Annotated in this window: 19 protein-coding genes; 6 read left to right on the plus strand and 13 right to left on the minus strand. The window is 64.1% G+C overall.

The window, feature by feature from the left end:
- Position 1: 1 nt before the first annotated feature.
- The 5 genes from ACPWR9_RS12025 to ACPWR9_RS12045 form a co-directional block, all read right to left on the minus strand.
- A complete protein-coding gene (locus ACPWR9_RS12025; RefSeq protein WP_426296725.1) occupies positions 2 to 157 on the minus strand; it encodes a DUF3309 family protein in 156 nt (51 codons plus the stop codon).
- 309 nt (positions 158 to 466) lie between these two features.
- Positions 467 to 898 carry a PRC-barrel domain-containing protein gene (locus ACPWR9_RS12030; protein WP_426296724.1) on the minus strand — a complete coding sequence of 144 codons (432 nt, stop codon included), beginning with the start codon at positions 896 to 898 and terminating at the stop codon, positions 467 to 469.
- 124 nt (positions 899 to 1,022) lie between these two features.
- Positions 1,023 to 1,385, minus strand: a complete 363-nt coding sequence (locus ACPWR9_RS12035; protein ID WP_426296723.1) for a BON domain-containing protein — start codon at positions 1,383 to 1,385, stop codon at positions 1,023 to 1,025.
- A gap of 366 nt (positions 1,386 to 1,751) precedes the next feature.
- Complete coding sequence (locus ACPWR9_RS12040; RefSeq protein WP_426296722.1) at positions 1,752 to 3,224, minus strand: diguanylate cyclase; 1,473 nt, start codon at positions 3,222 to 3,224, stop codon at positions 1,752 to 1,754.
- A gap of 75 nt (positions 3,225 to 3,299) precedes the next feature.
- Positions 3,300 to 4,775 carry a DUF2252 domain-containing protein gene (locus ACPWR9_RS12045; RefSeq protein WP_426296721.1) on the minus strand — a complete coding sequence of 492 codons (1,476 nt, stop codon included), beginning with the start codon at positions 4,773 to 4,775 and terminating at the stop codon, positions 3,300 to 3,302.
- Between the two features lie 407 nt (positions 4,776 to 5,182).
- Between ACPWR9_RS12045 and ACPWR9_RS12050 the strand changes: the two genes are divergently transcribed.
- On the plus strand, positions 5,183 to 7,291 hold the full coding sequence (locus tag ACPWR9_RS12050) for a putative bifunctional diguanylate cyclase/phosphodiesterase (protein ID WP_426296720.1): 2,109 nt from the start codon (positions 5,183 to 5,185) through the stop codon (positions 7,289 to 7,291).
- 10 nt (positions 7,292 to 7,301) lie between these two features.
- On the opposite strand, the gene ACPWR9_RS12055 is transcribed toward ACPWR9_RS12050, so the two are convergent.
- The 3 genes from ACPWR9_RS12055 to ACPWR9_RS12065 form a co-directional block, all read right to left on the minus strand.
- Entirely contained in the window at positions 7,302 to 7,880 is a 579-nt protein-coding gene (locus ACPWR9_RS12055) for a winged helix-turn-helix transcriptional regulator (RefSeq protein WP_426296719.1), read from the minus strand.
- Between the two features lie 120 nt (positions 7,881 to 8,000).
- Positions 8,001 to 9,545 (minus strand): DHA2 family efflux MFS transporter permease subunit, encoded by a 1,545-nt coding sequence (locus tag ACPWR9_RS12060; protein ID WP_426297931.1) that lies wholly within the window; start codon positions 9,543 to 9,545, stop codon positions 8,001 to 8,003.
- A 203-nt stretch (positions 9,546 to 9,748) separates the two neighbouring features.
- Complete coding sequence (locus tag ACPWR9_RS12065; RefSeq protein ID WP_426296718.1) at positions 9,749 to 10,894, minus strand: efflux RND transporter periplasmic adaptor subunit; 1,146 nt, start codon at positions 10,892 to 10,894, stop codon at positions 9,749 to 9,751.
- A 199-nt stretch (positions 10,895 to 11,093) separates the two neighbouring features.
- Between ACPWR9_RS12065 and ACPWR9_RS12070 the strand changes: the two genes are divergently transcribed.
- Positions 11,094 to 12,602 carry an efflux transporter outer membrane subunit gene (locus ACPWR9_RS12070; protein WP_426296717.1) on the plus strand — a complete coding sequence of 503 codons (1,509 nt, stop codon included), beginning with the start codon at positions 11,094 to 11,096 and terminating at the stop codon, positions 12,600 to 12,602.
- 20 nt (positions 12,603 to 12,622) lie between these two features.
- On the opposite strand, the gene ACPWR9_RS12075 is transcribed toward ACPWR9_RS12070, so the two are convergent.
- Positions 12,623 to 13,669 carry a DNA-binding protein gene (locus tag ACPWR9_RS12075; RefSeq protein WP_426296716.1) on the minus strand — a complete coding sequence of 349 codons (1,047 nt, stop codon included), beginning with the start codon at positions 13,667 to 13,669 and terminating at the stop codon, positions 12,623 to 12,625.
- Positions 13,670 to 13,848: 179 nt separating this feature from the next.
- Here ACPWR9_RS12075 and ACPWR9_RS12080 point away from each other — a divergent pair, with 179 nt between their 5' ends.
- The 4 genes from ACPWR9_RS12080 (at position 13,849) to ACPWR9_RS12095 (ending at position 18,523) form a co-directional block, all read left to right on the plus strand.
- On the plus strand, positions 13,849 to 15,039 hold the full coding sequence (locus tag ACPWR9_RS12080) for a site-specific integrase (RefSeq protein ID WP_426296715.1): 1,191 nt from the start codon (positions 13,849 to 13,851) through the stop codon (positions 15,037 to 15,039).
- Between the two features lie 165 nt (positions 15,040 to 15,204).
- A complete protein-coding gene (locus ACPWR9_RS12085; protein ID WP_426296714.1) occupies positions 15,205 to 16,326 on the plus strand; it encodes an NAD(P)H-dependent flavin oxidoreductase in 1,122 nt (373 codons plus the stop codon).
- A gap of 14 nt (positions 16,327 to 16,340) precedes the next feature.
- Positions 16,341 to 17,438 (plus strand): NAD(P)H-dependent flavin oxidoreductase, encoded by a 1,098-nt coding sequence (locus ACPWR9_RS12090; protein WP_426296713.1) that lies wholly within the window; start codon positions 16,341 to 16,343, stop codon positions 17,436 to 17,438.
- A 98-nt stretch (positions 17,439 to 17,536) separates the two neighbouring features.
- A complete protein-coding gene (locus tag ACPWR9_RS12095) occupies positions 17,537 to 18,523 on the plus strand; it encodes an MDR family oxidoreductase (RefSeq protein ID WP_426296712.1) in 987 nt (328 codons plus the stop codon).
- Between the two features lie 72 nt (positions 18,524 to 18,595).
- Here ACPWR9_RS12095 and ACPWR9_RS12100 read toward each other — a convergent pair whose 3' ends face one another.
- The 4 genes from ACPWR9_RS12100 to ACPWR9_RS12115 form a co-directional block, all read right to left on the minus strand.
- The gene (locus ACPWR9_RS12100) at positions 18,596 to 19,318 is read right to left on the minus strand and encodes an ABC transporter ATP-binding protein (protein ID WP_150678317.1); all 723 of its coding nucleotides are present in this window, start codon (positions 19,316 to 19,318) and stop codon (positions 18,596 to 18,598) included.
- Between the two features lie 75 nt (positions 19,319 to 19,393).
- The gene (locus ACPWR9_RS12105; RefSeq protein WP_426297929.1) at positions 19,394 to 21,328 is read right to left on the minus strand and encodes an ABC transporter permease subunit; all 1,935 of its coding nucleotides are present in this window, start codon (positions 21,326 to 21,328) and stop codon (positions 19,394 to 19,396) included.
- 56 nt (positions 21,329 to 21,384) lie between these two features.
- A complete protein-coding gene (locus ACPWR9_RS12110; protein ID WP_426296711.1) occupies positions 21,385 to 22,263 on the minus strand; it encodes a branched-chain amino acid ABC transporter permease in 879 nt (292 codons plus the stop codon).
- Positions 22,264 to 22,490: 227 nt separating this feature from the next.
- Complete coding sequence (locus ACPWR9_RS12115; RefSeq protein WP_150678319.1) at positions 22,491 to 23,717, minus strand: ABC transporter substrate-binding protein; 1,227 nt, start codon at positions 23,715 to 23,717, stop codon at positions 22,491 to 22,493.
- Positions 23,718 to 23,829: the final 112 nt, after the last annotated feature.

Genomic DNA, 23,829 nt, shown 5'->3' on the forward strand with positions numbered 1-23,829 from the left:
GTCAGATGTGTCCCATCAGCACGAGGATCAGCACAATCAGGACGACGAGACCGAGACCGCCCGACGGGTAGTACCCCCAGCCGCGGCTGTGCGGCCAGGCCGGCACGGAACCGATCAACATCAGAATCAAAACAATCAACAAGATGGTGCCAAGCATGACTTTTCTCCCTTGCCGGGCTGGCGTTACCTAACCAGGCCCACTGCACTGATGCTGGCGACGTATTTGCCGGGTGGGCGCAACGGCGGCTCCTCCACGGGCGGATCAAGCGGTCGGTCAGGCGGGGGCATCGGCGTCGGTTCGTCCTCTTTCGGGGGCGACTTGGGCGGCGGTGTCCCGGGCGGTTTGCTCGGGTCGAAAGGCTCGGGCAAATGCGCGTACAGGCGGGGGGCCTGCGTCAGCCGGCGGGTAATAGGTGTAATGCGGGGTGTAACGAATGTGCGCGGCATGAGCAGGTCGCCTCCCGGCTCAATGCCAATACGGGTCGACGGTGTAATACGTGTGGACTTGTTCGGCCCAATGCAGGTCGCCCATGCTGGGCCAGTGGTCCTTATCGAACCCCGGTGCTTTCTTAAGCACTTCCTTGTCGATGTTGAGAATGAATCGTTTGTTTTCCACGTCGAGTTGCAAGGCGTGCCAGGGAATGGCGAACAGCTTGTCGCCCATGCCGAGGAAGCCGCCGAACGACAGCACGGCGTAAGCCACGGTGCCGCGTTGCACGTCGAGCATGATGTGTTTGACTTTGCCGAGGCTCTCGCCTGCGGGGTTCACGACGTCTTCGGCGTCGAGGGTGTCGGCAGCCATCACCGACGGGCCCGGTCCATCGGGCAGCTTAGTGGTGGCGCCTACGATGCGCGCGCCTGATTGGGGCGCGGGGCCCCGGCCGGTTTGCATAGTCATAATGTCTCTCCTTGTCTTCCAGTGAGGCCGCAACGGACTCGAGAGTCTCGTTGCGACGCCTGTATCACGGATGTCACGGATCTACAGCGAATGCAGCGGCGATGACGGTGGAGTTACTGCGGGGTTACTGCGCCATCACCTTGATGTCGTCCTTCACGTCGACCACGCCATCGACACCCTTGACGGTATCCACGACGAGCGTCTTCTGGGCCGATTGCGGCACCGAACCCGTGAGGTGAACCACGCCGTGACGGGTGGTCACGTGCACCTTGGTCGAGGGCACGTCCTTCTTGGCGAGCAGTTCGGCCTTGACCTTGGCGGTCAGCGCCGAGTCATCGATCTTGCGGCCCGTATCGCTCATGGCACCGCTGGCGCCGGCGTTGTCGGCAATCTTGATAATCCCGCCCTGATCCAGCGCGTGGGCTGCGATACCGGTGGTGGCGAGTGCGCCTGCCATGATGAGCTTGAGCAGATTGGCTTGTTTCATTTGTGACCTCCCAAAAGAGTCTCTTGTGTATCCCCTCGCCCGGGGACTTGATCTCGTATCCGGTGCAGCGCTTTGCTTTCGTGTCTGTCACTGGACTTGTTGAAACCGATTGTAGATAGGCGGTTTCGCCGGGCGAATCGGCGGAATCTGAAAGACGTGTAGGCGAATGCTGGCAAGAACGGGACAAACGCGGAGGTAGCGCCAATGCCGGCCAAAAAGACAAGCCAATTCAATTGGTTACAAAACCAATCAAAAGTGGAGTGAGATGAGGAAAATTTTGAAGAAATGCGATGAGAGCGGACGAAATCACGCCCGCCACCCCGTCCGCTATCGGAGAAATCCTACGAAACCCGGCGAATCGACACCCTATTCAGCGTCATTCGGTGCGACGGTCACACGATTTCGGCCGGTGGACTTCGCCTGATAGAGCGCGTCGTCGGCAGCCTTCACCAGTACGTCGACGGTCTCGCGACCGTGCGGGCGGCGAGACGCCACGCCGACACTCACGCTCACGCGACCAAAGTCGCTCGTCGCATGTTCCAGATTGAGCCGCTCGACGCGCAAGCGAATCGCCTCGGCCACGCGCTGCGCGCCAACCTCATCGGTATCGGGCATGACGGCAATGAACTCCTCGCCGCCGTACCGGCCTGCGCTGTCGGACGGGCGTTGCAGCGCCGCCCCGATGGCACTGGCCACCGCAGCAAGCGCAGCGTCACCGGCCTGATGGCCATGCGTGTCGTTGTAGCGCTTGAACCAATCGATATCGACGAAGGCCACCGACATCGACTGCCCGCCGCGCCGCATGCGCCGCCATTCGTTGGCGAGAATCTTGTCGAGGGAGCGACGGTTGGACAACCCTGTGAGTCCGTCCGTGCGCGCGAGCAGCCGCAGTTCTCTCTCGGCCCGCAAGCGCCGCCGCAATTGCGCCGCCAGCAGAAACGACGTGCCGACAAACCCCGCAAGCAGCAAGACGAACAGGCCACCGAGCTCGATGGCACGCTTATGCCACGGCGCAAGCGCGTCGTCGCTCGACGTCACCACAATCAGCGTAAGCGGCGCGTTATCGAGGAATTGTCGCGACATCAGGCTCGGCCGCCCTTCGAAGCGAATGGGGTAAATGCGCTGATTGTCGCGGCCCGGTGGCATCGCCTCGTAGCGCCCCGTCTGCGCCATGGTCTTGCCGATCACCGACGCGTCGTACGGCTTGCGCATCAAGATCGCATCGTCTTTGCCGAGCAGCAGAATCACGCCCTGACGCCCGACTTCGATGTGATCGAACAGCTGCCGGAAGTACTCGATATCGACCGAGAGCGACACGATGCCGCCAAACGACCCGTCCGGCTTGGCGATGCGACGGCTGAGCACCATCGTCGGTGCGTTGTTGCGCAGCCGAGAGTGGATAAAACCGCTCACGTAAAGCCCAGCGTCGGGATGATCGCGATGCACGAGGAAGTAATCCCGGTCGCCGAGATTGGTCGTGCGCGGAATCTCGCTGGCCGCGTCGATCACCACGTTGCCCTGCGTATCGAGCACCACCAGCGACCCGATGTGCCGCGACGCGCCCGCCCGCTCGAAGATCAGCTCTCGGCGCAACGCAGGTGGCAAGGCGTCGATATCGGGCCGCGCGAGCAGCTTGACCACGGCATCGAGCGACGCCTCATAAAGCTGGAAGTTGAGTTCAAGGTCGCGCTGGAGCACCTGCGCGATATTGCGCTGGTTGTCGGCGGCACGCGCGAGCACCAGCACCCGTCCCTCGTAGAGCAGCGCTGCCGCCACCCCCATGAGCAATACGGAAATCGCGACACCGGACCAGACAATCAGCGTCGGTGTGCGCGACACCCACCGCACGGTCCGGCGAACGGCGAGTAAGGTACGCGCCCATAGGCGTTGCGTCGGTGATCTCAAGCGACACCCTCAAGCGGCAAAGTCGGCAGCCATATCGGCATCGGTACGGGCTTCGAGACGCCCGTCGCGGCAAGCCTTGCGGAACACCTCGTAGTCGCGCTCGACCTGGTCGGCGTAATCGGTGGCGTAATGAATCAGCGCCTCACCAAGCCGAATGCCCTTCCCCACATAGCCGACCTGCTCTGCGGCACACCCACCCGCTTTCGCATGCGCCCGGGCGAGCACCCAGCCGCACAAGGCGGCGTACTCGCGGAAACCGTCCGCCCGGAACAGTTCGAATTGCGCCGACACCTTCATGTCGCGCAGTTGCCGCCCGTAGATGCAACGCCCGAACGGGCCGCTACCCCAGCCGAGGAACGCGTCCGATGCGGCTTGCATCAGACGCTGACCTTCGACGACACGACGGCCGTCGTGTTTCGGCGTGACGTTCTTGAAGAAGCGCGACACCACCGACTTCGAGGCTTCCTTGAACTGGAGGAACAGCGGCTGCTCGTGCGCATCCATTAGCATCAACACCAGACACCGCGTCCCCACACTGCCCACGCCGACCACCTTGAACGCCAGATCTTGCTGGGTGTAGTTGGCGAGCATGCGTGCCCGATCCGGTGGCAACGAGCTGACGTAGCTCTTATAGACCGGGCTGAACAGCGTGTTCCAATCGCCGAGGCCCAGCCAGTCGTCCTCTGGCCCGAAAAGCGTGGTGGCGCCGTGCACGTGGAAGACCGTCGGCGGCGCGTCTCGAATCTGCCAGTGATCGCCGACCTGTTGCGCAAACTTGGGCAGTACGTTTTCGTGGGTGCGCCCGGTCGCGCGGGCAATACCGCGCTTGACCCCTTCGCGCACCCGGTCGGTCTCGGCCAGATTCAGCATGCGATCGAATGTGATCTGCTCATGCCAGAGGGCAATGGTCGACATGTGGGCGTATTCGTCCAGTCGCCGCGCGTAGCTATCCACCGCAGCGCGCACCATCTCCACGCCGAGCGTGTCACCGAATCCGAACTGCCGCGCGGCCAGCACCAGACTGACCACCAGCCGCTTGAGATCCCACTCCCACGGCCCCGGCGCGGTTTCGTCGAAGTCGTTCAGATCGAAGATCAGCGCGCGCTCGGGCGTGGCAAACCCGCCGAAGTTGGCCAGATGGCAGTCACCGCAGATTTGCATGGTCAGGCCCGAGTTCGGCGTACCGGCAAGGTCATGCGCCTGCACGATTGCGCTGCCCCGGTAGAACGCGAACGGCGAAGCGAGCATGCGGCCATAGCGCAGAGGTACCAGCGAGGCCACCCGGCCTTCACTGCTGATGCGCAGCAGCTCGATGATGTCGCGGTCGGTGTTGCCAAGGTGCGACTGGCTGCTGCGGGGCGTTTTTTCGCGTAGCTTGCGCCCAGCCGCCACACGTGTCTCGAACGGCACCACGGGCTCGACTGGCGCTACGGGCCCCGTCGAGGTCGGGGGAGTGTCAGGTAACAGCCCCATGCGATTGCGCATATCACGGCTCCTGCGGGCAAGTTGGCCATCAAGATTGATGCAGTGCGAGGAAAACCCGAAGAAATCAGGCAAAATCGAGGGCTGTCGAATTCTGCCCCCGATTTTGCAGCCCCGGCACGCCGCCGAGAGCGCATGCGTCCGGCATCGGGTCGATGACGGTCGATGGCACCTGCGTCGGCCGCATCCCCCGGCAAATGTCGGGTGGGGGCGGGTATGAACGGATTATTCACTATGGCATGGGGACTGTCGAGATCGGCGCAGGACGCCGGTTGCAGGCCAATCCCCCGGCGCGCGTCGCATTCGCGTGGACGGCAAACGCCGTGTCGGAAAATTTCTGACGCGCGCCCTCAACTATCGGCCGAAGTTGCCGATAACCAGATAAGCGGGACTTTTCGGTCGGTTTTCTTATGTCGAGTTCGTACAGTGTTTGGCTCGTTGCGTTATCGCTCGCGGTTGCCGTACTGGCGTCGTTCACAGCGCTCGATCTCTCAGGGCGCATCTATCTCCTGACTCACCGTGGCATGCGCCACGCGTGGCTGGCCGTCGGTGCGACCGCCATGGGCATCGGCATCTGGTCGATGCACTTCATCGGCATGCTGGCGCTCTCGCTGTCGCCGTCCTGGTCGCCCCTGACGTCGCACGCTGCCATCCCGTTGGGATACGACCCCGTCATTACCGCCGGGTCGCTCGGCATCGCGATTGTCATCTCGTGGGCCGCGCTGTGGCTCGTCGCCAACGAACGTTTTACCGCGTGGCGTCTGGCCGGTGCCGGCATCACGCTCGGCGTGGGCATCGCCGCCATGCACTACTCAGGCATGGCCGCCATGCGCATGGAGCCCGGGATCGAGTACGACCCACTGCTGTTCACAGCCTCGGTCCTGATCGCCATCGCAGCCGCCACGGCGGCGCTATGGATTGCCCAGACCCTGCGCGACGGCAGCCTGCGTTACGTGATGGCCAAGCGTATCGGTGCGGCCGTGGTCATGGGGCTGGCCATCACGGCCATGCATTACACCGGCATGGCGGCAGCCAACTTCGCGCCGGGCGCCATCTGCGGTGCCGCCAGCTCGGTCAGCTCGCCGTGGCTGGTCACGACGGTGAGCATGTTCACCTTCCTGATTCTGGTGACCACCCTGCTCGTCTCGCGGCTCGATGCGCGCACGAGCTTCCTCGCCAATTCGGTGCTGCAACTCAATACGCAGATCGCCCGTATGGCGACGTACGACGCGCTGACCGATTTGCCCAACCGCCGCGCGCTGCACGACGCCGCCGCGCGCACGCTGATCAACTCGCGCCGCGACCAACGCCGCTTTGCGGTGTTGTTCATGGATCTGGACGGTTTCAAGACGATTAACGACTCGCTCGGCCACAACGTGGGCGACGATGTGCTGCGCGCTTTTGCCAAGCGGCTGCGCAAGAACGTGAACGGCGACGACGTGGTGGCCCGCCTTGGCGGCGACGAATTCGTGGTGCTGCTCGGCTCGCTGTCGTCGCCGGAAGTCGCGGGCCGCGTGGCCCAGCGCCTGCTCGACGATATGCGCGACGGCCTGCGCGTGGGCAACCAATCGCTGCATGTGATGCCGAGCATCGGTGTGGCCGTCTATCCCGACGACGGCGAAAGCATCGACATCCTGCTCAAGCACGCCGATACCGCTATGTACGAAGCCAAGCGGGCGGGACGCGGCATTTTCCGCTACTTCGAGCCGCGCATGAATGCGGCGGCGCAACGCACGTGGGAGATTCAGCAAGCGCTGCACGACGCGGAACACGAGCAATACTTCTCGCTGCACTTCCAGCCGAAGTATCGCGGCGACACCGAGGCGCTGGCGGGCGCGGAAGCACTGCTGCGCCTGACCCATCCGCAGTTCGGCGAGTTGCAGCCGGCGGACTTCATCCCGGTGGCTGAGCGCACCGGACAAATCGTGCAAATCGGTTACTGGGTGGTGCGCGCGACGTGCGAACACATCCGGGCATGGGACGCCGCAGGTTTGCCGCGGGTGAAGGTCGCGATCAATTTGTCGCCCCGGCAACTGGCGCAATCGTCGCTAATCGAAAACATTGTGGCCATTGTGGAAGGGGCAGGTATCGACTGCGACCGGCTGATGTTCGAGATCACCGAGACGGTGGCCATGTTCGACGCGCAACACACGATCGACGTGATCCGTGCGTTTCAAGAACGTGGCTTCGAAGTCGCCATCGACGACTTCGGCACTGGCTACTCGAGCCTCGCGTATCTGCAACGCTTCCGGGTCAAGCAGTTGAAGATGGACCGGTTCTTTACGAACGGCCTCGATACGCATGGGCGCGAAGGCAGCGCCGTGGTGTCGGCCATCATCGCGCTCGCCCACTCGCTGGATATGGATGTGGTCGCCGAAGGGGTGGAGACCGACTCGCAGCGCGCCGCACTCAAGACGCTGGCTTGCGATGAAATGCAAGGCTTCCTGCTCGGCAAGCCGCTGACCAGCGAAGCGTTTGCCCGGTTGCTGGCGTCGCCGCCCGCCCCGGCAATGGCCTGATCGGGCCGGATTACCGGTGGGCGGTGTCGGCCACGTCGACCGGTTCGCCATCGACATCCGGCGCGTCTGCGGCCGCCAGGTCCGGCAGCGGCTGGCCAGTCGCAAACGCCGCCGCGCGGGCGAGTCGCGCGCGCATTCCCTCATTCGCCATCGGCCCGGCACTCGGCACATGCCGCTTCGGATCGAGTCGCACGCCGGTCACGGCGTCGACCACGACGGGCTCAACCACCTTGCCCGTCTCCTGATCGATCAGCTGCGCCGAAATACCTTCAGGCGCGAAATGCCGATTTCCCCACGCGAGCAACGCCCAGAGCACAGGCCGGAAATCGCGTCCCGCATCGGTGAGCACATATTCGAAGCGCGGCGGACGATCGCAATACTGACGGCGCTCTAGCAGCCCTTCTTCAACTAATGCATGAAGTCGGCGCGTGAGCATATTCGGCGCGATATCGAGTCGGCGCTGGAAGTCGTCGAAGCGCGTCGTCCCGTAGCCCGCCTCGCGCAAAATCAAAATGCTCCACCATTCGCCGACGCGCTCCAGGCTGCGGGCGATGGGACATTGCATGTCGCGGAAAGTCTTTCGTTGCATATCGGGTCCTCGCGAATTCTTCCTATCCGGCATCACCGGAATGACCGGCGCTGCCTATTACCATGCAAGTGAGCATAAGCGCGTCGACGCCAGCGGGCAAGCCAACTGGCGTTTTCGGCTTCAATGCGCATCGGCACTCGGCGCCTTGGGCGGTGCCACCCGGCGCATGAGCGGCACCATTAAGGTGACCGCGAAGAACATCAGGCTCATGCCGCCGTAGATGTCGCCGAACGTAATGGTTTGGGCCTCCCGTAACGTGAGCAGCCAGAGTTGACGCAGCGCCGCCGTTTGCGCGTCCACCGCGTCGAGCCCCGACGCACTCATGCGCGCCCCTACGCCCGCGAGCCATGCACTGACATTCGGACCGCCCTCGCCTAACTGCTCGGCGAGCCGGAAGAAGTGCAGATTCGTGCGGTCGTTGAGGACGGTGGTACACACCGCAATGCCGATCGCGCCGCCCAAATTGCGCATCAGGTTGAACAGCCCCGATGCGAGGCGTAGCCGCGCGGGCGGCAGACTCCCCAGCGTGAGCGTCACAATCGGCGCCACGGCAAACTGCTGTCCGGCCCCGCGCAACGCTTGCGGCAACATCAGTTGTGCCGCGCCCCAGTCGTGCGTAATCGGTGAGAACTGCCACATCGACAAGGCAAAGGCGCCCAGCCCGGCCATCATCAAGATGCGTAAATCCACACGGTTGGCGAGCATCGCGTAGAGCGGAATCGACATCAACTGGAAGATGCCGGTGGAAAACACCGCCACGCCGATCTCGAACGCCGAGAACCCACGGACCCGTCCAAGAAACACCGGTGTCAGGTAGATCGTCGCAAAAATGCCGATACCGGTCGCGAACGAGAAGAAGCAGCCGAGTGCGAAATTGCGCTCCTTGAGCGCGCGCAAGTCGACCACCGGCTGCGCGTACGTCAGACTGCGCCACAGAAACGCGATACCGCACAGCCCGGCCAGCCATGCCGTCGTGCGAATCGTCGCGTCGCCAAACCAATCCCAGCGCGGCCCTTCTTCCAGCGTGTATTCAAGACAGCCGAGAAACACCGCCATCAACGCCATGCCGAGATAATCGGCCCCGCGCAGCAGCGACCAGTTCGGGCGATCGATGCGCACCAGCAGCGGCACCATCACCGTTACGAAGATGCCCGGCACCAGATTGATAAAGAACAGCCAGTGCCATGAATAGTTGTCGGTGATCCATCCACCGATGGTCGGCCCGAGCGTCGGCGCCAGCGACGACAACCCACCGACCACCGCCGCCGCCAATACGCGCTGCGGCCCGCTGAAGAACGCGAACGCCGTCGTGAACACGAGCGGAATCATCGAGCCGCCGAGAAACCCTTGCAGCGCGCGAAACGCGATCATGCTCTGAATATTCCACGCCGCGCCGCACAGCAAACTCGCCACCGTGAAGCCCGCCGCCGATGCCGCGAAAATCCAGCGTGTCGACATGACGCGCGACAGCCAGCCCGAGAGCGGAATGACGATGATCTCGGCAATCAGGTAGCTGGTCTGCACCCACGCCGTTTCATCCGCCCCAGCCGATAGCCCGCCGCCGATGTCCCGCAGCGACGCCGACACGATCTGGATATCGAGCAGCGCGATAAACATGCCCACCACCATCGTCATGAAGGCGATGACCTTGGCCCTTGTCGACATGGAATCGGCGGAGAAACCACCACTCGCACCACCCGGGCCCAACGGCGAACTGGGGCGTGCGTCATTGACGGACTCGTTGGCCGACTCACTCGCGGGCTCGCCAGCGGGCGGGCCGGGCCTCAGCCGTGCGTCGGCAGTCTGCGCGTCGGGTGCTAACGGTAGTGGCAGCCCCGCCGGCTGTGCCCCACCCGTATGTGCGGCGCTCATCGTGCCGCCACCTTGGGCGCAGCCGGTGCGCTTGCGCCGTCATCGCCGCGCGCATCGACTTCCGCCGTGACCGACAGCCCCGGGCGCAGCGTACCGAGTCGGCCGTCCGCGTCGTCGAGTTGCACGCGCACCGGCACCCGCTGCACGATCTTCGTGAAATTCCCCGTCGCATTCTCCGGCGGCAACACGCTGAACTGCGCGCCCGTCGCCGGTGCCAGACTGGCCACGTGCCCGTGGAACACACGGCCCGGCAGCACGTCGGCTTCGATCTTCACCGGCATGCCGGGGCGCAACCGAGCAAGTTGGCCTTCTTTAAAGTTGGCGTCCACCCAAAGCCCATGCGCCGGGACGATCGCCAGCAGTTGTGTACCCGCCGACGCATACGCCCCCGCACGGGCACGCCGGTTGCCGACCGTGCCATCGACCGGTGCGCGCACGACCGTATCTTCGAGGTTGAGTTTCGCAATGTCGCGCTCGGCCACGGCCTGTGCCAACGCCGCTTGCGCTTGCTGCTTCTGCGTGGCGATCACATCGAGCTGCCGCTCGGCAGCCACTGCCCCGGCTTCCGCCCGGTCGCGGTTGGCGGCCAGCTGCTTGTAGTCGGCATCGGCCTTTTGCGCGCTTTGGACAGAGACAGCCGCCTTGGCGACGAGGTCTTGATAACGCACCTGATCGTCGCGAGCACGGCGCGCGTCGGCCGCCACCGCAACCACACTGGCACGCGCCTGTGCGATCACCGCCGTTTGCAAACGCGCCGTGGCGTCGAGATTCGCAAGCAGCGCCTGCTGTGCCGCAACGGCGCCTTCGGCCTTGGCTAGCGCGGCGCGGTAATCGCGGTCGTCGAGGCGCACCAGCACGTCACCGGCATGCACGGCCTGATTGTCGGTGACCAGCACCTGCGCGATGTAGCCCGGCACCTTCGGACCCAACACCGTGACGTCGCCACCCACATACGCGTCGTCCGTCGATTCGAAAAACCGGGCCGTCGTCCACCAATGAACGCCATAGCCAAGCGCAGCAATGGCCGCCACGACGACCGCACCGCGCAGTACGAGCCGCCCTCGCGTGCGTTTGGACGGCAGCGCCGCAGGTGATTGATTGGCCGGAGTGGCTTGCGGGGCCGCAGTGCTCGGGGAAGTCATGGGGGTCAATCCTTCTTCGTTTGGCGTGGGGTCATGGAATCGCGATGCCGAAATGCAGAAAACGACATCGACAAACAGGGGTTGCTTTCAGAATGAAAGTGAGTATAGAGTTGCAACTATCATCTTGCAAGTAACTCGTTATCTTTCGCCGATCGAACCTCTGCCGCCCATGACTAACCCTTCGCCGACATCCGCCAAAATGCCCCTCCCGACGCTGCGACACGCATGGCTGGCGATGTCTGTCACCGTGCTCGCAGGTTGTGCCATCGGCCCCGATTACGTTCAGCCCGCCGCCGATTTACCCGCACATTTCGTGACCAGTGAACGGTTGGCACAACGCGACGCCGCACACAAAACGGCAAACGGCAGCCCCGACGCCCCGGCGCTCGACGACTGGTGGACAGGCTTTCACGACCCGGTACTGACTGGCATCGTGCAGCAGGCATTGACACAGAACCTTGACTTGCAGGCCGCTATGGCGCGTGTCGAACAAGCGCGCGCTCAAGCCCGGCAGGCCGGGGCGCAGCGTTTGCCATCGTTGACGCTGGATGGGAGCGTCACGCGCGAACATCAGTCGCTCGAAAGCCCGCTCGGCACGGTGGCGCGCGCCCTTCCCGGCTACAACCGGAACATGACGATCTACGACATTGGCGCGGGCGCCAGTTGGGAGTTGGATCTGTTCGGTGGCTTGCAGCGCTCGGCACAAGCCGCTGGCGCACTGGCGCAAGCCGCCGAAGCGCAGCGTGACGGCGTGCGTGTGAGCATCGTGGCCGAAGCGGCCGACGCCTACTTCCGTGTGCGCGCGGCGCAGCGTCGACTGGCCATCGCCGAAGACCAGATTGCGACGGATGCGAAGCTCGTGGAAATCGTGCGCTTACGCCTGAAAGATGGTCTGGCAACGGCACGCGAAATAGCGCAATCGGAAGCGCTGCTCGCACAGGCGCGCACGACGTTGCCGCCACTGCGCATCGAGCGCGAGACGCAACTCAATCGGCTAGATGTGTTGATGGGTGCCGCCCCGGGGACCTATGCACGGAGTATGAGTGTCGCCACACAGGACGACGATTTGCACGCCCGTCCGTTGGCGATCCCCGCCATTGGCGACGCTAGTGCCCCCGCCGATTTGCTGCGCCGCCGGCCCGACGTCATTGCGGCGGAACGACAACTCGCGGCATCCAATGAGCGCATTGGGGCGTCGCTCGCCGAGTACTACCCGAAGCTGTCGCTCTCGGGGGTGCTTGGCTTCGATACGCTCGCGGGCGGGCGCGTGCCGAGTGCGGCGACCTTTCAGCCGCTAGCGGCCCTGGGGTTGCGTTGGCGGTTGTTCGATTTTGGGAGGATCGACGCGGAAGTGGCGCAGGCACGCGGTGCGAATGCGCAGGCGCTAGCGCAGTATCGGCTGGCGATGCTGCACGCGACGGAAGATGTCGAGAACGCCGTTGTCACGCTGGTCGAGTTAGAGCAACAACGCAAAGATCTCGCTAGCGCAGTTGAAGCGCAGACGCGAGCGCGCGACAGCGCACAAGATGCCTATACCGGGGGGACGGTCAGTCTTTATGAAGTGCTAGATGCCGACCGTCAGTTGTTGACCGTGCGCGACACCGATGCACGCGTGCAAGCGGACAACGCCCGCGCGGCGGTGGCGACGTTCCGGGCGTTGGGTGGCGGGTGGGAGGCCCCGGCGTCAGCCCTCGCACAGGCGAAGTAGTCGGCGAAGCGGCGCGCCAGTTACCCAGCCCTGCGCGAGCGGCGTAGCACCGATGTGGCCGGTGCCGCAGCGTAACTCGCGCGGCGTTTGCGCCCAACCAAAGCCCCCGTGGCACCCAGATTTCCGGCCGTTGCAGGCACCGCCGCCAACGACGCCTGATACATCGACACCAGCGCCTCCTGCGCGCTGACCTGCTCTCGCAAGCGCGCGATGAGCGAATCTTGTACCGCCTTCGAAGCTCGCAGTTCGTGCTGCGCCTCGGTCAGTGCCGCGAGTTCGGATTCTGTGTCCTGCAACTGGCGCTGGCTTTGCTTGCGCTCTTGCTGAAAGGCTTTGATCGACTCGCGCGCGGTATCCAGTTCCAGCAACAGACGCCGCTCGTTGGCCTCGGCGCGCTCGCTCAAACGCTGACGCTCACCATCCCATTCCGTGCGTTGTTGCGCATGTGCCTCAAGCGTGGCCTGCGCTGCCACGCGAGCGTCCGCCAGCGCCTGACGCGACGTCACCGCGTCGGCCTGTGCATCGATCAACAATGCCTCGGCCCGGCGGGCCTGAGCCTGCGCTTCGTCGCGGGCCTGGCGCGCATCCGCAGCAGCAACTTCCGCAGACGCCACGCGCTCGTGCAGCACCGCCCGCGCCTGCTCCAATGCTTCGCGCTCCGCGGCGAGTTCCGCCTCGCGAGCATCCAGCACGGCACGCCGCGCCGCCGCTTCCTCGGCCAAGGCGTCGCGACCTTCTTGCAACGCCCGCGCCCACAAGTCCATCGCAGCTCGGGCGACGCTCTCCGGCATCGCAACGCCTTCGGGCAGTCCCGCCATCCCGGGCATTCCGGGCATCACACCCTGCAAGCGCGCGCCCAGCCCCGCAAACCACGCGTCCAAATATGGGCTCACGGTGTTGGGTGAACCGCGCCCCAACTGCTGCCGAATGCGCTCGATCGTCGGTCGCTGCCCCGCCATCAACAACGTATCGGCCGCCGACCAGACGTCCTGCTCCGAAATACCGCGCCCGGCCGAGCGCGGTGACGGCACCGGCATGGCGGCGTTCTTCGGTGACATGGCATTCATAGGGCACTCCTTCATTCGTCTGACGGCTGAATCAACACGGAAACAACGTCATTGCCAAATAACCCACGATAAGTGAAGATTATCGTTATCTATTTACTACATACGTTATATTTTCTACATATTACATATGAAATAATATGTTTGATAGAAAAATTACGTCTCACACCCAATTCAGCAACATGCCGCCCCTGAAACCAAACCAGCGAAATGTGCCCGTCAACGCGGAGGCCTCTCACCTGCCCGCACCGCTCGATCCGGCCAAACTCGACGCCGCTGCCCGCGATGCGGCACGCGCCCTGGTGCGCGAAGGCGACTCGCCCAATACGCGGCAGAGCTATCAATCGGCTATGCGGTACTGGTTGAGCTGGTATCGACTACGTTTTGGCGCTGCGAACGTGCAATCGGCGGCATCGGCGGCATCAGTGAACACGGGCGATGGCGCGGCGGCACTGAGCCTGCCGCTTCCCCTCCCACCAGCCGTCATCGTGCAATTCGTTGTCGATCACGCGATGCACCAAGGCAAACACGGGCTGACGACCGAGATGCCGCCTGCCCTCGACGCCGCACTCGTCGCGGAAGGCGTCAAGGCACACCTCGGGCCGCCTGCGCTCGCCACGCTGCTTCATCGAGTCAGCGTCATGGCCAAGTTGCATACTTCGCGTGAGTTGCCCAATCCGTGCGCCGACCCCGCGGTGCGCGAACTGCTCGCCAAAACACGGCGCGCCTATGCAAAACGGGGTGTGCGCACGACGAAGAAAGACGCCCTGACGCGCGAGCCACTGCGCAAGCTCCTCGCCACCTGCGACGAGTCGCTGCGCGGCAAGCGCGACCGGGCGTTGCTGCTCTTCGCCTGGGCGAGTGGCGGGCGTCGCCGCTCGGAAGTCGTGCGGGCAACGTGCGAGAACGTGCGCCGCACCGGGCCGGAAAGTTACGTGTTCACGCTCACGTGGTCGAAAACCAATCAGCACGGCGCCGATCTCGCGGAAAACGATAAGCCCGTGACGGGCGCAGCGGCAGCGGCACTGACCGACTGGCTGGCGACGGCGGGCATTACCGAAGGGGCGATATTCAGGCGCGTGCGACGTGGCGGCCATGTCGGCGAGCCGCTCTCCGAAGCCGCCGTGCGCGACATCGTGCGCGAGCGCTGCCAACTCGCCGGGCTCGAAGGCGACTTCTCCGCGCACTCACTGCGCTCGGGCTTTGTGACCGAAGCCGCGCACCAACAAGTGCCGCTGGCCGAGACCATGGCAATGACCGGACACACCAGTGTGGCCACCGTCGTCGGCTACTTCCGCCGTGCCGACATGACACGGTCGCGGGCCGCCGATCTGATGGGCGAACCCGACACACCGCCATCCACCACCCCGTGAATTCAGACGGGGTGGTTGGCACAAAGATGCATTTCAGTGGTATCTTTTATCGCGTTGGGCATGTGCCATAGTGGACATTCGCCCTGCGTTGTCGGCTTCATCCCAGCAGCGTCCTCGCTGCCGCCCCCTACTGAACCCACCGACTCATGAAAGGTGCAGATCGCCATGCGTAGCTCCCCTGCCTCTCATCCGCTCACCGAGCGTCTCGGCTTGCTCACCCCGATCATTCAGGCGCCTATGGCCGGCACGTCCACGCCCGCGCTGGCCGCTGCCGTCTCGAACGCAGGCGGACTCGGTTCGCTGGGCGTAGCCTCGGTCAACGCCCTAGCCGCCCGCAAAGCCATTCAGGACACGCGCGCGCTGACGCGCAAGCCGTTCAACGTCAACTTCTTCTGTCACGCGCCCGCGAAGCTCGATACCGCGCGCGATGCGGCATGGCTCGCCTATCTCGCGCCGGAATTCGCGCGCTTCCATGCCGCTCCGCCCGCCACACTGAGCGAGATCTACAAGAGCTTCGTGGCCGACGACGACATGTTCGAGATGGTGCTCGCAGAGCGTCCCGCCGTCGTCAGCTTCCACTTCGGCCTGCCGTCGCAAGCCAAGATCGATGCGCTGCACGCTGCCGGGATCACGTTGTTCGCCACAGCCACCAATCTGGCGGAAGCCCGCGCGATCGAAGCCGCGGGCATCGACGCCGTCGTGGCGCAGGGTTATGAAGCGGGCGGACACCGTGGACGCTTCGAAGACCTCGGCGATCGCGTACCGACCGACGACGAACAACTCGGCACGCTTGCCCTGGTGCGCTTGCTTGTCACGCACACGTCGCTGCCCGTGATTGCGGCGGGCGGCATCATGGACGGCGCAGGTATCGCTGCTGTGCTCGCCCTCGGGGCGCAAGCCGCGCAACTCGGCACCGCGTTCGTCGCCTGTCCGGAATCGGCCGCCGACGCTGCGTATCGCGAACGGCTCACGAGTGGCGCGCCACCACGCACTGCGCTCATTCGCGCCATCTCCGGGCGCCCCGCACGTGGTTTCGCGAATCGTCTTTACGAACTTGAGGAAGCGGTCGAGCGTCCGCTGCTACCCGCGTATCCGGTGACTTACGATGCGGGCAAGGCGCTGAATGCGGCAGCCAAAGCCAAGGGCAACAGCGATTACGCCGCGCAATGGGCCGGTCAGGCGGCACCGCTCGCCCGAGCCATGCCTGCTGCCGAATTGGTCGGTGTATTGCGCGCCGAATTGCACGAGTCGTTCAACGCCCTGCGCGAACTCGCGGCCACGCTTTGATCGCAGGCTCCCCCATGACAACACGTCGCCTCACCGAACGCCTCGGCCTGACCACGCCCATTATTCAGGCGCCTATGGCCGTCGCCTCCACCCCGGCACTGGTTGCCGCTGTCTCCAACGCGGGCGGGCTCGGTTCACTCGCCGTCGGCAATATGGATGCCAAGGCCGCACGCGAGGTCATCCGCCAAACGCGCGCGCTGACTGACCGTCCGTTTAACGTCAACGTGTTCACGCACGTGCCGGCGAAAGCCGATGCCGCGCGCGAAGCCGCATGGCTCGCCTATCTCGCGCCCGAATTCGCGCAGTTCGATGCGCAGCCGCCGGCGTCGTTGCGCGAGATTTATCTGAGCTTCGTGGAAGACGCGGCGATGTACGAGATGTTTCTCGAAGAACGCCCGGCCGTCATCAGCTTTCACTTCGGCTTGCCGTCGCAAGACTGGATCGATGCCTTGCAAGCCGCGGGCATCGTGCTCTTTGCCAGTGCGACCAATGAGAAAGAGGCGGCCGCCATCGAAGCGGCAGGTATCGATGCCATCGTGGCGCAAGGCTGGGAAGCCGGTGGCCATCGCGGACGCTTCAACGACGAGGGAGACCGGCAACGCACCGAAGACGAGCAGTTGGGCACCTTCGCGCTCGTGCGCCGACTGGTCACACTCACCTCGCTGCCGGTGATCGCAGCGGGCGGCATCATGGACGGCGCAGGCATTGCCGCCGTGCTCGCCCTTGGCGCACAGGCCGCACAAATGGGCACGGCTTTTGTTCCCTGTCCGGAATCGGGCGCGGACGCCGCGTATCGCGAGACCCTTACGCGCGCAGAACCACCGCGTACGGCACTGATTCGCGCCATCTCCGGACGCCCAGCGCGCGGTCTCGCCAATCGGTTCTGGGAACTCGAACAAGTGCCGGGCCGCCCGGCCATTCCCGATTACCCGATCACGTACGACGCGGGCAAGTCGCTCAACGCCGCCGCCAAGGCCCACAAGCACAGCGGCTATGCGGCACAATGGGCCGGTCAAGCCGCGCCGCTCGCGCGCGTTTTACCGGCGGCGGAATTGGTTCGCGTGCTCACACGAGAAACCCGCGATGCCATTGCTGCGGCACTCCCGCGATAGCTTGTCACGGCGGCCCCGGCCGCCACATCGCTCGGCAATTTTTCATTGGCAGTAAGCGGTAGCGAAGTTCCCCCCTTCAGCTTCGGAGACCCCAAGGCATGTTCAACGCCATTTTGCTGACGCAGTCCGACGGTGCCACGCAGGCCGCCGTCACCGCATTGGAAGACGATACCCTCCCGGTCGACGGTGACGTACTCGTCGCCATCGACTACTCCACGATCAACTACAAAGACGGTCTGGCGATCACCGGGCGCGCCCCGGTTGTACGCGCATGGCCGATGGTGGCGGGTATCGACGGCGCGGGCACGGTGCTCGAATCGTCGCATCCGGCGTGGCAAAAGGGCGACCGCGTCGTGCTCAACGGCTATGGCGTCGGCGAAACGCATTGGGGATGTCTGGCGCAGAAAGCGCGTCTCAAAGGCGACTGGCTGGTGCGCCTGCCCGAACGCCTGACGACGCGCGACGCCATGATTATCGGCACCGCCGGTTACACCGCCATGCTCTCGGTGATGGCGCTCGAGCACAGCGGACTCACACCGCATCACGGCGACGTGCTGGTAACCGGGGCGTCAGGCGGTGTGGGGTCGGTCGCCATCGCGCTGCTTAGCTCGCTCGGCTATCGCGTCGTGGCGTCGACCGGCAAGCTTCACGAGGCCGATTATCTGAAAGCGCTGGGCGCTGCCGAAGTCGTCGACCGAAGTCTGCTCTCCGATCCCGGCAAACCGCTTCAGAAAGAACGCTGGGCTGCGGTTGTCGACTCCGTCGGGTCGCACACGCTGGTCAACGCGTGCGCGCAGTTGCGCTACGGCGGTATCGCCACTGCGTGTGGGCTTGCGCAGGGTATGGACTTCCCGGCGAACATGGCACCGTTCATCCTGCGCGGCGTCACGCTGCATGGCATCGATAGTGTGATGTGTCCGCGCGCGCGGCGCGAACAGGCGTGGCAGCGTCTGGCGCGCGATCTCGAGCCGCAAAAGCTCGGCGGCATTTCGCACGACGTGGGTTTGCACGACGCCATCGGCATCGGACGACGCATTGTGAAGGGAGAGATTCACGGCCGGGTGGTCGTGGATGTGAACCGCTAGAACGCCAACGCGGCAGTTCGCAGATTCGGCAAGACGAGACGGGCAGCCCGCAAGGACTGCCCGTTTTGACGTTTAGTGACCGCCGCCGAGATAGGCCGCACGCACGGCATCGTCGTTGCGCAGACGCTCGGCCGGGCCGTGCACCGAGATGCGCCCGTTCTCCAGCACGTAGCCATAGTCGGCCACCGCGAGTGCCGCCGCCGCGAATTGCTCGACGAGCAACATCGTCACCCCTTCGGACTTCAGGTTGCCGATGATGCGAAACACTTCGTCGACCAAAATCGGCGCGAGGCCCATCGACGGTTCGTCGAGCAGCACGATGTCCGGGCGCAGCATCACCGCGCGGGCCATCGCGAGCATCTGCTGCTCGCCACCGGAGAGCGTGCCCGCCAACTGATTGCGGCGCTCTTTCAGGCGTGGGAACAGATCCATCGCACGCTCGAGATCGGCGGCGACATCGCCGCGCGGGCGGCTGCCGGTCAAGCGCGGGAAAGCGCCGAGACGCAGGTTGTCGGTCACCGACATGGTGGCGAACACGCGTCGGCCTTCGGGTGAGTGCGCCAGACCGAGTTTGGCGATGCGATGCGAATCGAGGCCGTCGATGCGCTTCTCGCCGAGCGTAATTTCCCCGGACGTCGGCTTGATCATGCCTGACACGGCGCGCATGGTTGTCGTCTTGCCCGCACCGTTCGACCCGATGAGCGTGATGACCTGGCCGCCCGGCACATCGATATCGATGCCGTGCAACACCTGCACTTTGCCGTACCCGGCTTGCAGATTACGAATGGAAAGCATAGAAGTTCCGTGAGTTCGTGGCTGCCTGATACCTCGCGAATGCCGGACACCCCGGCACCCGCGAGATGGCGCGCGTCAGTGAGTCGTCGTTGCGCCGCCCAGATAGGCTTCGATCACCTTCGGATCGGCCTGAATCTGTGCCGGCAGCCCTTCCGCAATCTTCTGTCCGAAGTCGAGCACGGACACCGTCTGACACGTGCTCATGACCACGTCCATGTGGTGCTCGATCAGAATCACCGTGATGCCGTGATCGCGAATCTTGCGAATGATCGTGAGCAACTCGCGAATATCCGGTGCGGTCAGACCAGCGGCTGGCTCGTCGAGCAACAGCAAGCGCGGATCGAGCGCCAGCGCGCGGGCGATTTCGAGCAAGCGCTGCTTACCGTACGGCAAGTTGCGCGCCTCTTCGTCGGCCAATGCCGCCAGCCCCACGAATTCCAACAATCGCATCGCCCGGGCCCGCGCGCCGCCTTCTTCGCGCTTGTAACGCGGCAGTCGCAACGACACGTCGACCAGGGTCGAGTCGAACGTGTGATGCAGCCCGACGAGCACGTTTTCGAGCGCCGTCATCTCGCCGAACAGCTGCACGTTCTGGAACGTGCGCGCCACGCCCGAGAGCGCGATGTCCGCTGAGGTGCGACCGGCGAGCGACTGCCCGGCGAATTCGATGCTGCCCGCCGTGGGCACGTAAATGCCCGTGAGCACGTTCATCATCGTGCTTTTGCCGGAGCCGTTGGGGCCGATCAGGCCGTGAATCGTGCCGCGCTTGACGGTCAAATCCACCTGATTGAGCGCCTTGAGCCCGTCGAACTGCATGAGCAACTGGCGTACCTTGAGCAGTTCCTCCGGACCGTTGGCGGCAGCCGCCAGCACCGGATCGGTGGTACCGGCAACGCTTTCGTCGATCTGTGCTGCCGACACAGTGTGCGCGCGACGGCGGTTCATCACCTTGGCCCGCAGGAAACCGATGATGCCGTCGGGCAGGTAGTACACGACGAACAAAATCATCAGGCCGAAGATCGTCAGACGCCAATCGGTAATGTTGTCGCGCCACCAGGTCACGCTCGCCAAGGCGATCGTACCGACGATTGGCACAGCGGCTTTGGCGAGACTCGTACGGCCACGCGCAATCGCGGTAACAGCGACGCCCGTCGTCACCACCGCGATGGCAGTCGCCACGATGCGGAAGGTGCCGATGTCGTCGAGCAACTGCGGCAGCAGCACGATAATGGCCGCGCCCAGCAGCGAGCCGCTGCGCGTCTTGCGCCCGCCCATGATGACGGCGAGCAGGAACAGAATCGTCAGCTCGAAGTTGTACGTGTTCGGCGAGATGTACTGCTCGGAATAGGCGTAAAGACTGCCCGCGAGACCGGCAAAGCCAGCGCTGATCACAAACGCATACACCTTGTAGCGATACACCGACACGCCCATACAGTCGGATGCCACCGGAGAATCGCGCAGGGCTTCGAACGCCCGGCCAAGGTGCGACTTCAGGATGCGGTGCGCCACCAGCATGCTCAACAACAGCAGCACGGCCACCAGCCAGTAGTACTCGACTTCGTCGATCGGATGCCCGCCGATGAGCGGCTTGCTGAGCTTGATGCCCAACGGCCCCGAGGTGAGGAAGTCCATCTCGTTGATGAGAATCTGGATGATGGTGCCGAACGCGAGCGTCACCATGGCGAGATACGGTCCGATCACGCGCAGCGCAGGCAACGCGAGCACTGCACCGAAGGCGGCCGTGATCAGAATCGCAGCGGGCAGCGCCAGCCAGAGCGAGAGCCCCAGCTTGGCGAAGAACACGCCCGCCACATACGCGCCAATGCCGAACAGCCCGGCATGACCGAGCGACACTTGCCCCGTATAGCCCACGACGATATCCAGCCCGAAGAGCAGGATCGCGTAGATCATGATCGTCTCGATCATGTGGATGTAGTACGGATTGCCGACAGCGAGCGGGAAACCGAACAGCGCGAGAATGCCCACGATGGCAGCGAGCTTCGTGGTCATGCGCAGGCCGCCGAGATCGCCGGCCTCGCGGGAGGTGGAGGTCTGTGCGGTCATGATTACACCTTCTTGATTGCGGTCTTGCCGAACAGGCCTGCCGGCTTCACGGCCAGCACGAGCAACAGCAGCACCAGACCCGGCACGTCTTTGTAGCCGGTGGAGACATAAAACGCGGTGGTCGTCTCGGCAATCCCGAGAATCAAGCCGCCGACGAGCACACCCATACCGCTCGACAGCCCGCCGATAATCGCCACGGCGAACGCTTTGAGGCCGAGCACGGCACCCATCGTGGCACCCGTGAGCGTCAGCGGTGCGACCAGCACGCCCGCAAATGCAGCGGCCATCGACGACAGCGCATACGAGAACGTGATGACCAGACTGGTGTTGATCCCCATGAGCCCCGCGGCGTCGCGGTCGTTGGCGGTCGCCACCACAGCCTTGCCGTAGATCGAGCGGCGATTGAACAACTCGACGGCCGCCATCATCAGCAATGCGCCGACGACGACCAGCATTTCCATGGGCAGCACATTCGCGCCGAGCAACTGGACGGGGGCTTCGGGCAACGGCGACGGGAACTTCAGATCGTCGCGGCCCCAGACGTTTTCAGCCACGTTGCGGAAGATGATGCCCAATGCAATGGTGGACATGATCCAGCCGAATTCGGATTTGATACGTAACGCGGGTTTGACGCCGATGCGCTCGACGAAAGCGCCCTGCACGAGGCCGAACAGGCACACGATCGGGATCATCAGCCAGTAATTGAGACCGAGGGTGTCGACCAGGGTAAGGCCGACCAGTGCGCCAAGCATCAGCGCTTCGCCCTGGCCGAAGTTCAGGGTGCCGGACGTCGCAAACGTCAGTTGGTAACCGAAGGCGATCACGGCGTAGATCATCCCCAGCGCGATGCCGCTGTAGATGAGTTGAATCAGGATGGTCATGCGGTCCTCTCTCGCGAGTGCGAGCCTACGAGTGATGCACGGGAGGCATACGGATCACGCGCCCGGCGCCGGTCCCGAGTGCCGGCGGCAGGCCGCGGGTGTTGCAACGGCGCGCGTGCCGGACCTGCCGCCCTGTATTTCCCCGTGGGCTTGGGTCCTGCACATCGCGCGCCGTCGGTCACCCGTCAAGGCCGCTTCTGAGAGCGGCCTGTCGAGCACAAGCGGGCTTACTTGCCTGCCACCTTCTCGCGGACTTTGCTGCCCGCCTTCAGGTCGGTGTCGTAGGCGTACACGACGCGACCGCCCTTCACTTCGCCGAACACCGGAATGTTGGCGGTGATGGCGTCGTGGTCGTCATGCGAGAACGGACGGTCGTAGGTCGTGACCACACCTTCCACCGGCGCCTTCAGGTCTTCGAGTGCAGCACGCACCTTCGGGCCATCGGTACTGCCAGCTTGCTTGATGGCTGCGGCCAGCAGGTACACCGAGTCGTAACCCTGCGCAGCGGAGACTGCCGAGTCGATGCGGTTGTTCTTCGGCTTGAACATGGCCAGATAGGCGTCGATGAAGGCCTTGCGCTTGGGCGTGTTCGGCTCCTGAATGAACGTTTGCGGCATGCGGGCACCTTCGCCGTTGGCGCCCGAGTTGTCGATGTAGTTCGCCATGGCGAGCGTCCAGCTACCGATGATCGGCAGCTTCCAGCCCAACTTGGCCATGCCGTTGGCGATCTGCGCGAGTTCCGGGCCGATACCGTAGGTCAGAATCACGTCGGCGCCCGCCTGTTTGGCCTTGAGCAACTGCGCCGTCATGTCGACGTCTTTGATGTTGAACTTCTCTTCGGCGACCGGCTTGATGCCCTTGGCGGCGAGCGCTTTTTCCAGATCCTCGCGACCGAGCTGACCGTAGTTGGTCGAGTCGGCGAGAATCGCCGGCTTCTTGAAGCCGCGACGCGTGATCGCTTCTTCCACGATCATCGGGGCCTGAATGCTGTCCTTGGCGGCGTTACGGAAAACGTAGTTGTCGGGATATTGCGGCGCCTTGAACTGATCGGTAATCACCGTGCCCGTGGCCACGTTGTTGAATACCGGAATTTTGGCGTCCTGATAAAAACGCTGCGAGGCGAGTGCGACGCCGGTGTTGATGTAACCGACGGTGGCAACGACTTTTTCCTTGTTGATGAGTTCTTGCGCGATTTGCACACCGCGCTCGTTCTTAGCTTCGTCGTCGCGCTCGACCAGCACGATCTGGCGGCCCATCACGCCACCCGACTTGTTGATTTCGGCCGCGGCCAGACGCACGCCGTCACGCATGGACACGCCCATCGACGACGAGCCGCCGGTGAACGGGCCGGACACGCCGAGTTTGATCGGGTCGGCGGCGATAGCCAGCGATGCAGTGGTGGCGGAGATGGCGAACGCGACTGCGCCTGCCATGAGCTTGAATCGGAATTGCATAAGGGTCTCCTTCGGTGCGATGCGTGTCGATATGACGCTTTCTTTTGGCGCTTATCCATGTCGCAGGCCCTGCCGTGGGAGGCGCGATTCACGAGTTCGTTCTGACCCCGCC

Source organism: Pandoraea pneumonica, from assembly GCF_049918595.1.
Classification (GTDB): domain Bacteria; phylum Pseudomonadota; class Gammaproteobacteria; order Burkholderiales; family Burkholderiaceae; genus Pandoraea; species Pandoraea pneumonica_A.